This window comes from Neisseria sp. P0009.S008 (assembly GCF_051958615.1).
GTDB classification, from domain to species: Bacteria; Pseudomonadota; Gammaproteobacteria; order Burkholderiales; family Neisseriaceae; genus Neisseria; species Neisseria subflava.
Genome location: NZ_JBQCVG010000021.1, coordinates 1 through 15,367, shown reverse-complemented (window position 1 = coordinate 15,367; position 15,367 = coordinate 1). Strand labels below are relative to the sequence as shown.

Here is a 15,367-nt window from a genome sequence, read left to right as displayed (position 1 = left end):
GTCTAAAACGACCGAGACATTGCGTTCGGCTTTGTTCATATACGTCATATGGACTTTCTTGCCTTTGAACTCTGCTTTGACGACGGATTCCAACGAGGCAACATCTTGAGAGAAGCTGAATTTTTTATCGTTTGCAGCAATGAATTTGACGGGTTTGTCGCGGAACAGCGAGTAGAACGACACACCTTTATTATCTGCGGTCACGGCGCATTGCGTTTTGCTGTCGGTGGCGATGACGGAGGAAAGTGTATGGGGCTTGTGTGTACGGTCGGCGAAAGTGGTGTAGGAATCATACGACCCAAAGCTGGTTCTTAATGCGAAGGTATTGCCAAGCCATTCATAGCTTGTCCTGTCTTCGGGAAGATTTTTTTCGATGGCTTTTTTGCCTGCAAAGAAAGAGCATTCCTGGGTTTTGTGGTTGCAGACTTTTCTGACGCTGAACTGCTTGTCCGGAGAAGTAATGATGGTTGCGGTGGCAAAGCTGTTTATGCTTGTTGCGGCGAATATACAGCTTAAAAGAAGTGAGCGGATGTGAAGGGACGGTTTCATTTTGTTTGGTGTATCGGTTGGTTTTTATAGTGGATTAAATTTAAATCAGGACAAGGCGACGAAGCCGCAGACAGTACAGATAGTACGGCAAGGCGAGGCAACGCCGTACTGGTTTAAAGTTAATCCACTATAATATTGATTGAGCGGGTTTGAATGCAATAAACACTCAATATGCCTGCGGCGGAATAACTGCCGATATATTGATTTCAATCTGCAAAACAGATAATACGAAGGCCGTCTGAAACTGATTTTTGGCGTTTCAGACGACCTTTGTTTGCTTTGCAGCGCGGGTTTAGCGGAAGAAATCGCCCATACCTGCTGGCAGGCCTTGGGTAAACGCACCCATGGTTTTGTTGGTCGTTTCTTCGGCTTTTTCAGAAGCGGCATTGATGGCGGCCAATACCAAATCTTCCAGCATTTCTTTGTCGTCAGCAGCTTCTTGAATCAAATCAGGGCTGATTTCAAGTTTGCGGACAACGTGCGAACACGTCATCACAACTTTCACCAAACCATTGCCTGCTTCGCCTTCAACTTCAGTTTCAGCCAGCTTGGCTTGTGCCTTTTTCATGTTTTCCTGCATTTGTTGAGCCTGTTTCATCAGACCGCCTAATCCGGCTTTTCCGAACATGTTTTACTCCTATGGGTTTGAATAAATGGGTTTCACTCATGCCGTCTGAAAAACGCTCTTGCCTTTCAGACGACCTTGTATATCAGTATTTTAAGAATGTCCTGCCAACTCTAAAGAATCCGGCAGCCATTGTGCTTCAAAGGTTTGCAAAATTTTCTGCGCCGTTGTATCCGCTTCCAGCAATTCTTGCGCCTGCTGCCGCCCTTCTTCTTGAATATGCTTGCGGCGCATAACCGGCGTTTCCCAGCCTTTATCATCCTGCCAAGGCTCGGTCTGCAGCCTTAAATTGCCAAGATGGTATGCCTCGCTCAACGTCTGGCAGATTTTATCCAAGCGCTCTTTATTGGCAGTCGCTTTGGCCTCATCCGTCAACGACAGCATGATTAAACCTGCTTCCGCATCATAACTTGTCCATGCCGCATTTTGCGCCAACATCTGCGCCGCGCCTAATTTACGGGCGAAGCGTTCGATAATGCTGTGCCAATTCTCTGTTTTAAACTCAGGCAAAGGAGCGAACTGAAGCTCTTCTTCATCACCCTCCTCTTCTTCAGACTCAGCAGACGCAACCGGCTGTGGCACTTCCATCACATCAGCATGGTGTGAATCTTCATATGTATATGCTTCATCAAAATACGGAGGCGGAATTTCCTCATCCATGTGCGGATATTCTTCCGGCGCAGGGGCTTTCTGAACTTTTGCAACAGGCAATGGCTCCGTTGCTTCTTGCATCTGCGCCGCTTGAGTTTGAGGCGACTCAACCGATACTTGGCTTGGCATTTCCTCCCAAGGCGGCACATCCGCCTGCTGCTGGGCAGACTGAACGGTTTCTTCAGACGACCTTTCAACAGTATCCTGCTTGGCAGGAGCAGCCTCTTTCTCAACCGCCGGTGCTGCTATCGGCTCAGATTTCGGCAGCTGAAAAGGCTTTTTTTCGGCCTCAGCTTTCTGATGGTCGGAATGCAAATCCGTGTGTTCAATTTGGCTTTGCGTATCGCAACCCGAAGCAGCCAACGGCGCAAATGCAAGCATGCGCAAAAGCGTCATGACAAAACCGGCATACTCGTCCGGAGCCAGCGGCAAATCCTGTTTGCCATGAATAGCACATTGATAATAAAGCTGAATCTGCTCGCCACTCAAAGCCTGACTTAATCGTAGCAAAGTTTCACGTTCAGGGTCATCATTCGCTAAGGCGGAAGGAATGGTTTGAATCAAAGCCAAACGTTGCAACAGCATGGCCAATTCTGCCAATGCGCTGTCAAAACCAATTGCTCTGGCGGACATTTCCTGAGCTTTTTCCAGCAAGGCCTCACCGTTTTGATTGATGATTCCCTCAAGCAATTCAAACAAATATTGTTTATCGACCGCTCCGATCATTTGGCGGACATCTTGTTCGGCAACTTTACCCGAACCCATGGCAATCGCCTGATCCAAAAGACTCAACGCATCACGCATCGAACCGGCGGCGGCGCGGCCTAAAAGCTGCAAAGCCTGCGGCTGATAAGGAACGTTTTCACGGTCCAGGACATGTGCCAAATGCTCGGCAACCTGTTGGGTTGTCATGTTGCGTAAAACAAACTGCAAACAGCGGCTCAATACGGTAATGGGGACTTTGTGCGGATCGGTGGTCGCCAAAATGAATTTAACGTGCTCAGGCGGCTCTTCCAAAGTCTTCAGCATGGCATTGAACGCGCTTTTGGAAAGCATATGCACTTCGTCGATGATATAGACTTTGTATTTACCCGCAGTCGGCGCGTATTGCGCGTTTTCCAACACTTCGCGGATATTGTCGATACCGGTATTCGATGCCGCGTCGATTTCCAATAAATCCACATAACGGCCGCTGTCGATTTGCGTACAGCTTTCACACTGACCGCATGGTTCGCCATGCACGGCATTTTCGCAGTTCAAGCTCTTGGCCAAAATCCTGGCAATCGTGGTCTTGCCCACACCGCGCGTCCCTGTCAGCAGATAGGCATGGTGCAGACGGCCTTCGTCCAGCGCGTTGCGCAGGGCTTTGACGACGTGTTCCTGACCGACCAAATCGGCAAAGGTTTTCGGACGCCATTTTCGTGCAAGAACTTGATAAGCCATGTTGTTTCTCTACGGGAAATAAATCGGAAGGCCGTCTGAAAAGAATTATCCGCTCTTCAGACGGCCTCAGAAAATGGCATATATTCTAGCATTTTTTTGATTTTTATTAAGGATTTTCTGTCAAGTCGACGGCGACAGCATGTCATCGCAATGTTAGAATGCTACACAAATGATAACCAAGTTAAAGCTCAAATCATTATGCCTGAAATCATACTACGCAACCAATCAGCCACCATGCAAGTCAATACAATGGGGGATATATCGATTCCCAGACTCTAAAAGGACGGGAAGTCTTATTTCCGAAAACCAGCGTTCAAGTGGGTGATGACACCAAATTACGCGGCGGCATGCACGTCTACTTACCTCAATTCGGACCGGACAGCAAAAATCATCTGGCCCAACATGATTTCGGCAGAACTTCAGACTGGGAAATCCGCCATCAAAATGAATCGGATATCGGCTTGAAATTAATCAGCACAGAAAAAGGCTATGAACACGTCGAATGGTTGCTTGATTACAGCCTGCCTAACGAAAATGAAGCCATCGCCATCCTAACTGTCTGCAATTACGGCGAATCGCCCGTCCGCACATCCCCTGGATTCCATCCCTACTTTACCGCTGTCGGCACACAATTTGATTTCAACGGCGCCCCATACGATGCCGACTATATCTCCCATACCGAATTTGTTTCCGCCAATCAAGATGCACGTGTTGCATTTGACGGCTTGAAACTGGATATCCGCACCCACAATCTGCCTGTGTACGCCCTCTGGAGCGATCGAAACGGCCAATATACTTGTGCAGAGCCAACCGCAGAAGGCAATGCATTTTTATCCCCTGCACGAGGCGGACAGTTTGTTTCAGGGCACAGCAAAAAACGTTACGCCATGAAAATCAGACTGATGGCTTAAAATGTTCTGTAAAAGCCCCAAATACTTAAAAACCACCCCAAAGGGTGGTTTTCTTATGGCTTACAGGCCATTGTTATTGATTGCATTCGCAATATCGCGCACCGCTGTTACATACATACGGCTGTGGTTGTATTGCCATACAGTGTAGAAGTTATTCAGGCCCAAATAGTATTCAAATACGCCCGGACTGGTTTCCAAAGCATACAACACAGCCTTTTCATTATCCGCAACAGCAGCTTGAGGCACCACACCCAAAGCTTTGAAATCTGCGACAGTGCGTGTCAAAGCTGTTTTCTCATCGATAATCGCCTGCAAGTGCGGAGTAATCGTCAGACTTACCGGCACAACCATCTTGCCGCCTGTCTGCCAGCCATGCTGCTTCATATAATTGGCGACAGAAGCCGCCACATCGCCGACATTATTCCAAATATCGCGATGACCATCACCATCATAGTCTACCGCCCATTTACGGTAGCTTGAAGGCATAAATTGCGGCATACCCATCGCACCGGCATAGCTGCCTTTGAAGTCAAAGATATTTTCTTTTTCTTCTTTTGCCATCAGCAAAAGTTCGCTCAACTCGTTTTGGAAGAACTCGGCACGGCGTGGATAATCAAAGGCCAATGTACTCAAGGCATCGGCAACGCGGAAGCTGCCTGTATTTTTACCATAATTGGTTTCGATACCAAGAATCGCCACAATCAATTCGGCAGGTACGCCGTATTTGCGTGCCACATCATCGATTACGGCACGGTTTGCCGCATAGAATTGTCTACCGCCATTAAATTTGACCGCACCAGAGTTACCGGTGCGGAATTCATACCAAGGACGCGAAGTGCTTGGACGGTACATAATGGTAATAATGTTACCTTTATACACCACGCCATTAAAGAAATTACGCAACTCTTCCGCACTGAAACGGCGGTTTTTCACTTCATATTGGATAAACTGCTGAACATTGACGTTCTCATTGAAACCGCTGCTGGCAACAGATTCAGCCGCAGCATCAAATACAGGGCGTTTTGCAGAAGAAACAGGCTCAACCGGTTTTGCCGTATCAACAGCAGGCTTTTGCGGGGTACTACATGAAGCCAGAGCCAAAGCAGCCAGACCCATCCCAAAGATTTTGATTTTATTCATAAATAATCTCTTTATTAAAATACTATGATAAATCCGAATACAAAAGAATATTCGTCCAACACATCATCTCTCTATGCCAACTGCCATACTTTTTAATCAGCCAAAAAATATAGAAACTCGGCACCAATTTGCTTCGGCTCAAGCACATAGACAAGGCCGTCTGAAATCCAAGGAAACCCTTGATTTTCAGACGGCCTTGAATGAATCAATTACTCAGCGGCTGCAACAACAGCAACGGTAATTTTAGCAACAGCATCAGTATGCAGAGCCACTTCCACTTCGTATTCGCCAACAGCTTTCAAAGGACCGTTAGGCAGACGTACGTTTGCTTTAGCAGCTTGGATACCGGCAGCAACAATCGCTTCAGCGATGTCGGCATTGGTAACAGAACCGAACAGACGACCATCAACACCGGCTTTTTGAGCAACAGTAATGGTTTGGCCTTCCAGTTTTTCTTGACGTGCTTTAGCATCAGCCAAGATTTCAGCTTGTTTGGCTTCCAATTCAGCGCGGCGTGCTTCGAATTCTTTCATGTTGGCTTCGGTTGCACGTTTTGCTTTACCGGCAGGGATCAGGAAGTTGCGTGCGTAACCGTTTTTAACGGTAACGATGTCACCCAAGTTACCCAGACCGCCGATTTTTTCTAACAGAATAATTTGCATGATTTAAACTCCAAAATTATTTGTGTTGATCGGTGTAAGGCAACAGAGCCAGGAAACGGGCACGTTTCACAGCAGTAGCCAACTGACGTTGGTAGTGTGCTTTAGTACCAGTAATGCGGGCAGGGATGATTTTGCCGTTTTCAGAGATGAAGTCTTTCAACAAATCAACTTGTTTGTAATCAACTTCTTGGATTTTTTCAGCCGTAAAGCGGCAGAATTTTCTACGTTTGAATGATTGACGAGCCATTGTCGTTTAACCTTTATATTCTTTAATGTTCTGTATGCGTAGTACCGGCTTGGGGAAGCGTTGGCTGCGTTGCGCCAAAAATCCTTCCGACTCGATGATAGCATCTTGCCGATACTGCCATTCCTCAGCCTGCTTACCTAAAATCCGCGCAGGAATTTCAAACTTGACCAGACATTTCTGTCCGTTTTCTTCCTGCCAAGACTCATGTTGCAACACAACATCTAAAACAGGAACTCCTGCCGGGGTATATCTCAAAGGCTGAACCTGCAAGATACGGGCGGTAAGCTTAATCAGATTGTTCAATCTTATTCGGCTGCTGCAACTTCTTCAGCTGCACCGTTCAGCAAGTTTTTTGCTTTTTCGCCGCCCAGCATTGGGGAAGCTTCAGTTACAGCGTGTTTTGTTTTGATGGTCAGGTGACGCAGTACGGCATCATTGAAGCGGAAAGCAGTTTCCAGCTCTTCAACCACTTCAGGAGTAGTTTCGATATTCATCAAAACATAGTGTGCTTTGTGGATTTTATTGATTGGGTAAGCCAATTGACGACGGCCCCAGTCTTCCAAACGGTGGATTTTACCGCTGGCTTCAGTAATCATGGTTTTGTAACGTTCAACCATAGCAGGCACTTGCTCGCTTTGATCAGGATGAACGATAAACACGATCTCGTAATGACGCATGTTATCTCCTTATGGATGATTAAAAACAGCCTTTCACCATGCGAAGTAAAAGGCAAGGCAAAGAGGCTGAATTTTATCCGCATTTCTTAAATAATACAAGTCCGGATTCAAAATCCACTTTCTTTTCAATTAAAAAACAACATTAGGCCTTATGGTTATTTCCTAGCAAACCACTCAACTATCTGCCAAAAATCTGCTAAAATCTGCCCCATCCTAATAAATACAGCATCAGAAGGCACACAATCATGGCTCTTTTGCAGATTTCAGAACCCGGCATGTCCGCCGCCCCCCATCAACACCGCCTCGCCGTAGGCATTGATTTAGGCACAACCAACAGCTTGGTTGCCACAGTCCGCAGCGGCAGCGCAGTCTGCCTGCCCGATTCAGACGGCCGCTCCACCCTGCCTTCGGTTGTCCGCTATTTGGATGGCGAAGTTGAAGTCGGCAAAAACGCCCTTTCCGCCCAAAAAACCGATCCGCTCAATACTATCAGCTCGGCCAAACGCCTGATCGGCCGCACCCTTACCGACCTCGCACAAGAGGCGCAATACCTGCCCTATCGATTTACACCCAATGAGCGCGTGGTCGAGTTAAACACCCGTCAAGGTGCGAAAACGCCTATCGAAGTATCGGCAGAAATCCTCAAAGCCCTCAAATTGCGCGCCGAAGAAACATTGGGCGGCGATTTGGTCGGTGCCGTCATTACTGTACCCGCTTATTTTGACGATGCCCAACGTCAAGCCACCAAAGATGCCGCGCGTTTGGCGGGCTTGAATGTCTTGCGCCTCCTTAACGAACCGACTGCCGCCGCAATCGCCTACGGACTGGATAACGCATCAGAAGGCACGTTTGTTGTTTATGACTTAGGCGGCGGCACATTCGACGTATCCGTATTGCAACTGACCAAAGGCCTGTTTGAAGTGAAAGCCACCGGCGGCAACAGCGCATTGGGCGGCGACGACTTCGACCATCGTTTGTTCTGCTACCTGCTCGAACAAAACAACCTCTCCAAACTCAACGAACAAGACAGCCAGCTTCTGCTTTCCCTTGTCCGTAGCGCCAAAGAAAAACTGACCACTCAAACTGAAGCCGTCATTGAAACCACACTTTCAGACGGCCATAAAGTTCATACCGTCATTACCCGCCAAGAGTTTCACAATCTGACCCAAAATCTGGTACAAAAAACCATCGAGCCCGTCAAACAGGCTTTGAAAGATGCCGGCGTGACTAAGGCGGATGTCAAAGGCGTGATTATGGTCGGCGGTTCCACCCGTATGCTGCACGTCCAACAAGCGGTCGCCACCTTCTTCGGACAAACCCCGCTGAACAACCTCAACCCCGACGAAGTGGTCGCACTCGGTGCCGCCATACAGGCAAACGTCCTTGCCGGCAACAAAACCGACGGCGAATGGCTGCTGCTGGACGTTACGCCTTTGTCACTCGGTTTGGAAACCTACGGCGGTCTTGCCGAAAAAATCATCCCGCGCAACTCCACCATTCCTACCGCGCGCGCGCAGGACTTCACCACTTTCAAAGACGGTCAAACCGCCATGACGATACACGTCGTACAAGGCGAGCGCGAACTCGTTTCCGACTGCCGCAGCCTTGCCAAATTTACCCTGCGCGGCATTCCGCCCATGGCCGCAGGCGCAGCGCGTATCCGCGTGACCTTCCAAGTTGATGCCGACGGTTTGCTGTCCGTTTCTGCTCAAGAACAAAGTACCGGCGTACAGGCGCAAATCGAAGTCAAACCTTCCTACGGTTTGGACGACAGCACCATTACCCAAATGCTCAAAGACAGCATGAGCAACGCTGCCGAAGACATGGCCGCACGCGCACGCGCCGAAGCCGTAGTCGAAGCTGAAAGCCTGACCGATGCCGTCAACGCCGCCCTTGAATTGGATAGAGATTTGCTGGATACCGAAGAGCTTGCACAAATCCAGCAAGACATCGCCGATTTGCAAGGTCGTCTGAAAGACGGTAAAGCCGAAGACATTCGTGCCGCCGTCGCCAAACTCAGCCACAGCACCGACAACTTCGCCGCCAAGCGCATGAACCGCAACATCCAACGTGCGTTGACTGGTCAAAGCGTTGATAATATTTGATGCCTAAACAATTTCAGACGGCCTTTGATAAAAGGCCGTCTGAAAAGATGTCATCTCACAGAAATAAAAATAAAGGACAACAATGGAAAAAGCAGGTATTGTCTACCTGATGAAAACCGTCATCAAAGGTGTATATAAGATTGGTATTACTGACGAAAATAATTTTGAAATTAGAATGCGCCATTTGGAAAACAACGGCTACGCAAACGTTGCCGGATTAGAACGCATTCTAGCCATTAAAACCGACAACTATAAAGAAAAAGAAACCTTACTTCATGAAATTTTCGGCAAAAGCCAAATAGGAGAAACTGAGCTTTTTGCAATTGATGAAAATCTTGTAAAAAGGCTTTTTCTCTCATTAAGAGGCGAAATTGTATTTCCTAAAAATGAAATAGCAGAGTTAGGTTTTGAAAAAACTGTCAAAGAACATCATCAAGAAAAAATCTTTGAAGTAAACAGAAGTGCATTTATCTCCTTTATTAAGGAAAAGCACCAACAAAATCCTTCCATATTAAGAAATCTCATCTCTTCAGAAAATGCATATAAACCCAAAAATTCCAAAGTCCGTCTATATAAAGACGAATACTTTGGGAAAAGCGGATCAAAGCTAACCACTGAAATTGAAGATGGTCTTCACATTTATACTACGTACTCAAAAAAGGATTTGAAGATAGCTTACGAAGATTATTCAGAATTATTTAAATCACAATGAGACTCTGGCATCAAACCCTTATCCCCCTACTCCCCCGCGCCCAGCTTTTGGGGCAACACCGTGAATGCGCCGCTTTACGCGGAGCAGGCTGGGGCAGGCCGCATGCGACGGTTAATTACGTTTTTACCCATTCGCCCTACAAACTCTATCTGTATCACGCATTGATTATGAAAGAGATGGAAAGGCGCGGTTACAAACCCGATGCTTTATGGAAAGACCCGCTATATCGCGGTAAAGCCGTTGTCCCATACCATTCACACGCGGCTGAAACAGCTACTTCGCCGATTTATGCCGAACATGATGATGCTTACTTGGACGAATGTCTGAAAAATTTAAGAAATAAAGGCATCATGTTATAAACCCATTTTTCAGACGGCCTGAATATTGAATACCCAAGGCCGTCTGAAGCCGCTTTAACCACAACCACTCTTAAACAACCGAGACAATAAAAATGCCAAAAATTACCGTACTCCCACACGCGACATTATGCCCTGAAGGCGCGGTTATCGAAGATGCGCCCGAAGGTCAAACCGTCCTTGACGTACTGCTCGACCATGACATCGAAGTCGATCACGCCTGCGAAAAATCCTGCGCCTGCACCACCTGCCATGTGATTATCCGCAAAGGTTTTGACAGCCTGGAAGAACCGACCGAATTGGAAGAAGACCTGCTCGACCAGGCATGGGGCTTGGAAGCCGATTCACGTTTGAGCTGTCAGGCGGTCGTTGCCGATGAAGATTTGGTCGTAGAAATCCCCAAATATACGATCAACCATGCGCGTGAAGACCACTAGAACAAGGCTTAATGAAAAAGGCCGTCTGAAACCACAAATTCATGGTTTTCAGACGGCCTTTTGGTTATGCAGCAAATTATTTGATATGAGGGAAAATAAAACGCATACGGGAAATCTGCATAGCCACTTTCTGAGTAGCAGAATAATTTTCGATTTTTTCTTGAATTCTGATTTGATGCATATTGCCGTGATGCTTAGGAACAGATTTTTGAGGCTCGCTTGTCGCCTGCAACTCTTGCTCTGCCTTCAACGCTTCCTCTGCCTCTATCGCCGAAAGTGCAGCCTTATCTCTTGCCAAACCGAAACGCTCGATGATGGCATTGGCTTCATCTATATAATGAGATTTGTCCGCGCCATTTTCCAACACCGCATCTTCAAGCGCGACCGACAAATGTTTGCCGCAATTTTCGATACGCTCTGCGATACGCGAATAAACCATCCAACGTTTCAACCTCAATGCGCCTGCATCGTCATTAAGTGAAGCGGCATCCAGTTTAATTAAGCCATAGTGTTTGCCGTAATACAGACGGAACACCAGCTGCTTCAAATCCTTTGTTTCATCCAGCAGGCGATAAAATTCGCGAACCAACAACAGCAAACGGTCAAATGCGTCTGCTTTGGCCAGATACTCTGAATCATCTGAAGCAAGCGCGTAAATCAGTTTGGACAATTTGGCGTTGAGTGCGTTATTCATCATTTTTCCTTTTATTTTTACGTGATGGATTTCGTATTAAGAGCCGTTCCAGATGATTTGGTTGCATTGGGATAATGTAAATTATTCATGCGCAAACCATCATTAAAAACGGAATAAAATATATAAAACGGCAAATTCAAAGCGAATGTGCCGTGGTTTTTTTAAGTGCCGTGCTGTATTTTAACGCAAATATGCTATTTTGTTAAAAAATACCCGCATTATTTATATCCGCATCTACAGTAAAACATTCTGGCAGTCCGCCTACTTCTTGATTAAAATGTTCACCAACAGCCTAAAGACCAAATAAAGGAACACATCATGAAATGGACAGATACCCAACGCATCGCCGAAGAACTCTACGACTTACACGGCGACAGCATCGATCCGAAAACCGTACGCTTTACCCAATTGCGTGATCTGATTATGGCTTTGCCTGAATTTGACGATGATCCGGCGCGTTGCGGCGAGCGCATTCTCGAAGCCGTACAACAAGCATGGATAGATGAAGCAGAATAAGCTTTCTTCCCCTTCCTATCAAACAAGACCTTAGGCTGTTTTTTCAGACAGCCTGAGGTCTTTATTAAATCTATTCATACAATTTCGGAAAATTTCGAAATTGACTCATACTGACCTCAAATTTATTATGCAGTCTGACAACAAATAAAAGATATGCAGAAGGTGCATAAGCATGAATCACGCTAGAGAAATTAACGCATTAAATCACAGCCTTTCCGATTTGAAAGGCGACATCAACGTTTCATTCGAATTTTTCCCGCCGAAAAACGAACAAATGGAAACCATGTTATGGGATTCCATCCATCGCCTGCAAACCTTGCACCCGAAATTTGTTTCCGTAACTTACGGTGCAAACTCAGGCGAGCGCGACCGCACACACAGCATTGTTAAACGCATCAAACAAGAAACCGGCCTTGAAGCTGCCCCTCACTTGACCGGTATCGATGCCAGCCCTGACGAGTTGCGTCAAATTGCCAAAGACTATTGGGACAGCGGTATCCGCCGCATCGTTGCCCTGCGTGGCGACGAGCCGCCCGGCTACGAGAAAAAACCTTTCTATGCCGAAGATTTAGTTAAACTGTTGCGCTCCGTTGCCGACTTCGACATTTCCGTAGCGGCCTATCCTGAGGTTCACCCGGAAGCCAAATCCGCACAAGCCGACTTAATAAATCTGAAACGCAAAATTGATGCGGGTGCAAACCACGTTATTACCCAATTCTTCTTCGACGTAGAAAGCTATCTGCGCTTCCGCGACCGTTGCGTGATGATGGGCATTGACGTTGAAATCGTTCCCGGCATCCTGCCTGTAACCAATTTCAAACAATTGACCAAAATGGCCCAAGTGACCAACGTCAAAATCCCAAGCTGGCTGTCTAAAATGTACGAAGGTTTGGATGACGACCAAGGCACGCGCAACCTTGTTGCCGCCAGCATCGCCATCGACATGGTCAAAGTCCTCTCGCGCGAAGGTGTCAAAGACTTCCACTTCTACACCCTCAACCGCAGCGAACTGACTTACGCCATCTGCCATATTTTGGGTGTGCGCCCCCGTTAATAAAACAGACGGCCTCCCCATTCTGATTTACAATATCGAACATTCAGGCCATACCGGCCTGATTAAAAATTCCAACTAGGAGAGTTAACATGACAACATTGCATTTTTCAGGCTTCCCGCGCGTCGGTGCCTTCCGCGAATTGAAATTCGCACAAGAAAAATACTGGCGCAAAGAAATCAGCGAGCAAGAATTGCTGGCTGTTGCTAAAGACTTGCGCGAGAAAAACTGGAAACACCAAGCTGCTGCCAACGCTGATTTCGTTGCTGCAGGCGATTTCACTTTCTACGACCACATCCTCGACCTGCAAGTTGCCACCGGTGCCATCCCCGCCCGTTTCGGCTTCGACAGCCAAAACCTGTCTTTGGAACAATTCTTCCAACTGGCCCGTGGTAACAAAGACCAATTCGCTATCGAAATGACCAAATGGTTCGACACCAACTATCACTATCTGGTGCCTGAATTCCACGCCGATACCGAATTCAAAGCGAACGCCAAACACTACGTTCAACAGCTGCAAGAAGCCCAAGCTTTGGGCCTGAAAGCCAAACCGACCGTTGTGGGTCCGTTGACTTTCCTGTGGGTTGGTAAAGAAAAAGGCGCTGTTGAATTCGACCGTCTGAGCCTGTTGCCTAAACTGTTGCCTGTTTACGTTGAAATCCTGACTGCTTTGGTTGAAGCCGGTGCCGAGTGGATTCAAATCGACGAGCCTGCTTTGACTGTTGACCTGCCTAAAGAATGGGTAGAAGCATACAAAGACGTTTACGCTACTTTGAACAAAGTAAGCGCCAAAATCCTGTTGAGCACTTACTTCGGTTCCGTTGCCGAACACGCCGCATTGTTGAAATCCCTGCCTGTTGACGGCCTGCACATCGACTTGGTACGCGCTCCTGAACAGCTGGACGCATTTGCTGACTACGACAAAGTTCTGTCTGCCGGCGTTATCGACGGCCGCAACATTTGGCGCGCCAACCTGAACAAAGTTTTGGAAACTGTTGAACCTCTGCAAGCCAAACTGGGCGACCGTTTGTGGATCTCCAGCTCTTGCTCTCTGCTGCACACTCCATTTGACTTGTCAGTTGAAGAAAAACTGAAAGCCAACAAACCTGACCTGTACTCTTGGTTGGCATTCACCCTGCAAAAAACCCAAGAATTGCGCGTTCTGAAAGCCGCATTGAACGAAGGTCGTGATTCTGTTGCCGAAGAACTGGCCGCCAGCCAAGCTGCTGCCGACTCCCGTGCCAACAGCAGCGAAATCCACCGTGCAGACGTTGCCAAACGCCTGGCCGATTTGCCTGCCAACGCAGACCAACGCAAATCTCCATTTGCAGACCGTATCAAAGCGCAACAAGCATGGTTGAATCTGCCTCTGCTGCCGACTACCAACATCGGTTCTTTCCCACAAACTACCGAAATCCGCCAAGCACGTGCAGCCTTCAAAAAAGGCGAACTGTCTGCCGCCGATTACGAAGCCGCGATGAAAAAAGAAATCGCCTTGGTGGTTGAAGAGCAAGAAAAACTGGACTTGGACGTACTGGTACACGGCGAAGCCGAGCGTAACGACATGGTTGAATACTTCGGCGAACTGTTGAGCGGTTTTGCATTCACCCAATACGGCTGGGTACAAAGCTACGGCTCACGCTGCGTTAAACCACCTATCATCTTCGGTGACGTAAGCCGTCCTGAAGCCATGACCGTGGCTTGGTCTACTTACGCGCAAAGCCTGACCAAACGCCCGATGAAAGGTATGTTGACCGGTCCTGTAACCATTCTGCAATGGTCTTTCGTCCGCAACGACATTCCACGCGCTACCGTGTGCAAACAAATCGCACTGGCTCTGAACGACGAAGTATTGGATCTGGAAAAAGCAGGCATCAAAGTCATCCAAATCGACGAACCTGCCATCCGCGAAGGTCTGCCTTTGAAACGTGCCGATTGGGATGCCTACCTGAACTGGGCCGGCGAATCTTTCCGTCTGTCCTCTACCGGTTGCGAAGACAGCACCCAAATCCACACTCATATGTGCTATTCTGAGTTCAACGACATCCTGCCTGCCATCGCTGCTATGGACGCTGACGTCATCACCATTGAAACTTCACGTTCCGATATGGAGCTCTTGACCGCGTTCGGCGAATTCAAATACCCGAACGACATCGGCCCGGGTGTTTACGACATCCACAGCCCACGCGTACCGACTGAAGCTGAAGTTGAGCATCTGTTGCGCAAAGCCATCGAGGTTGTACCGGTTGAACGTCTGTGGGTTAACCCAGACTGCGGCCTGAAAACACGTGGCTGGAAAGAAACTCTGGAACAACTCCAAGTGATGATGAACGTAACCCACAAACTGCGTGCCGAACTGGCTAAATAATGTGAGTTAGATGAAAGGCCGTCTGAAAATTTTCAGACGGCCTTTTTTCTTTATCGATATTTAGACCAGCGTGTAGAAACTAGTAGCGTTGTTTACAGTATTTCCAGGAGAATACTGAAACATGAACATGCACAAAAACACCCGACTCACCCCGCACCACCGCCAAGCCATTTGGCTGGCCTACACGCAGGGGAAGGAAAGCGTCACCTCCCTGGCACGCCG

General features: G+C 47.7%; 17 protein-coding genes and 1 pseudogene. 9 read left to right on the top strand and 9 right to left on the bottom strand.

Features of this window, described 5'->3' with window-relative positions; all coding sequences use genetic code 11:
* The 3 genes from ACTHSQ_RS10905 to dnaX all read right to left on the bottom strand — a co-directional run.
* A partial coding sequence (locus ACTHSQ_RS10905) for a hypothetical protein (RefSeq protein ID WP_440371984.1) occupies positions 1–549 on the bottom strand: 549 nt, incomplete at its 3' end.
* 292 nt (positions 550–841) lie between these two features.
* A complete protein-coding gene (locus tag ACTHSQ_RS10900; RefSeq protein WP_003678854.1) occupies positions 842–1,177 on the bottom strand; it encodes a YbaB/EbfC family nucleoid-associated protein in 336 nt (111 codons plus the stop codon).
* Positions 1,178–1,267: 90 nt separating this feature from the next.
* Complete coding sequence (gene dnaX / locus ACTHSQ_RS10895; protein WP_440371983.1) at positions 1,268–3,268, bottom strand: DNA polymerase III subunit gamma/tau; 2,001 nt, start codon at positions 3,266–3,268, stop codon at positions 1,268–1,270.
* A 347-nt stretch (positions 3,269–3,615) separates the two neighbouring features.
* Between dnaX and ACTHSQ_RS10890 the strand changes: the two genes are divergently transcribed.
* The gene (locus ACTHSQ_RS10890; protein ID WP_440371982.1) at positions 3,616–4,179 is read left to right on the top strand and encodes an aldose epimerase family protein; all 564 of its coding nucleotides are present in this window, start codon (positions 3,616–3,618) and stop codon (positions 4,177–4,179) included.
* Between the two features lie 60 nt (positions 4,180–4,239).
* On the opposite strand, the gene mltB is transcribed toward ACTHSQ_RS10890, so the two are convergent.
* From mltB to rpsF, 5 genes are all read right to left on the bottom strand, one after another.
* Positions 4,240–5,319 (bottom strand): lytic murein transglycosylase B, encoded by a 1,080-nt coding sequence (gene mltB / locus ACTHSQ_RS10885; RefSeq protein WP_440371981.1) that lies wholly within the window; start codon positions 5,317–5,319, stop codon positions 4,240–4,242.
* A gap of 209 nt (positions 5,320–5,528) precedes the next feature.
* Entirely contained in the window at positions 5,529–5,981 is a 453-nt protein-coding gene (gene rplI / locus ACTHSQ_RS10880) for a 50S ribosomal protein L9 (protein ID WP_003678862.1), read from the bottom strand.
* A gap of 16 nt (positions 5,982–5,997) precedes the next feature.
* A complete protein-coding gene (gene rpsR, locus ACTHSQ_RS10875; RefSeq protein ID WP_003678863.1) occupies positions 5,998–6,228 on the bottom strand; it encodes a 30S ribosomal protein S18 in 231 nt (76 codons plus the stop codon).
* Positions 6,229–6,234: 6 nt separating this feature from the next.
* Positions 6,235–6,537, bottom strand: a complete 303-nt coding sequence (gene priB / locus ACTHSQ_RS10870) for a primosomal replication protein N (RefSeq protein WP_193699280.1) — start codon at positions 6,535–6,537, stop codon at positions 6,235–6,237.
* Complete coding sequence (gene rpsF, locus ACTHSQ_RS10865) at positions 6,534–6,905, bottom strand: 30S ribosomal protein S6 (RefSeq protein ID WP_003686150.1); 372 nt, start codon at positions 6,903–6,905, stop codon at positions 6,534–6,536. Before rpsF ends, priB begins: the two co-directional genes overlap by 4 nt.
* Positions 6,906–7,150: 245 nt before the next feature.
* Here rpsF and hscA point away from each other — a divergent pair, with 245 nt between their 5' ends.
* The 4 genes from hscA to fdx all read left to right on the top strand — a co-directional run bounded on the left by hscA (position 7,151) and on the right by fdx (position 10,515).
* Positions 7,151–9,010, top strand: a complete 1,860-nt coding sequence (gene hscA / locus ACTHSQ_RS10860; RefSeq protein ID WP_440371980.1) for a Fe-S protein assembly chaperone HscA — start codon at positions 7,151–7,153, stop codon at positions 9,008–9,010.
* Positions 9,011–9,092: 82 nt separating this feature from the next.
* Positions 9,093–9,722, top strand: coding sequence for a GIY-YIG nuclease family protein (locus ACTHSQ_RS10855; RefSeq protein ID WP_049328583.1), 630 nt, complete (start codon positions 9,093–9,095; stop codon positions 9,720–9,722).
* Positions 9,719–10,081, top strand: a complete 363-nt coding sequence (locus ACTHSQ_RS10850; RefSeq protein WP_003686166.1) for a TIGR02328 family protein — start codon at positions 9,719–9,721, stop codon at positions 10,079–10,081. Before ACTHSQ_RS10855 ends, ACTHSQ_RS10850 begins: the two co-directional genes overlap by 4 nt.
* Before the next feature lie 92 nt (positions 10,082–10,173).
* Positions 10,174–10,515, top strand: coding sequence for an ISC system 2Fe-2S type ferredoxin (gene fdx, locus ACTHSQ_RS10845; protein ID WP_003686005.1), 342 nt, complete (start codon positions 10,174–10,176; stop codon positions 10,513–10,515).
* Between the two features lie 76 nt (positions 10,516–10,591).
* Here the strand turns inward: fdx and ACTHSQ_RS10840 are convergent, their stop codons facing one another.
* Positions 10,592–11,209, bottom strand: a complete 618-nt coding sequence (locus ACTHSQ_RS10840) for a hypothetical protein (protein ID WP_440371979.1) — start codon at positions 11,207–11,209, stop codon at positions 10,592–10,594.
* 318 nt (positions 11,210–11,527) lie between these two features.
* Here ACTHSQ_RS10840 and iscX point away from each other — a divergent pair, with 318 nt between their 5' ends.
* The 4 genes and pseudogenes from iscX to ACTHSQ_RS10820 all read left to right on the top strand — a co-directional run.
* A complete protein-coding gene (gene iscX, locus ACTHSQ_RS10835; RefSeq protein WP_003682097.1) occupies positions 11,528–11,725 on the top strand; it encodes a Fe-S cluster assembly protein IscX in 198 nt (65 codons plus the stop codon).
* 172 nt (positions 11,726–11,897) lie between these two features.
* Positions 11,898–12,779: a methylenetetrahydrofolate reductase gene (gene metF / locus ACTHSQ_RS10830; RefSeq protein WP_285070806.1), complete on the top strand. Its 882-nt coding sequence runs from the start codon at positions 11,898–11,900 to the stop codon at positions 12,777–12,779.
* 89 nt (positions 12,780–12,868) lie between these two features.
* Positions 12,869–15,145, top strand: a complete 2,277-nt coding sequence (gene metE, locus ACTHSQ_RS10825; protein ID WP_440371978.1) for a 5-methyltetrahydropteroyltriglutamate--homocysteine S-methyltransferase — start codon at positions 12,869–12,871, stop codon at positions 15,143–15,145.
* Positions 15,146–15,266: 121 nt separating this feature from the next.
* Positions 15,267–15,367 (top strand): annotated as a pseudogene (locus tag ACTHSQ_RS10820) (IS481 family transposase); the annotation flags it as partial.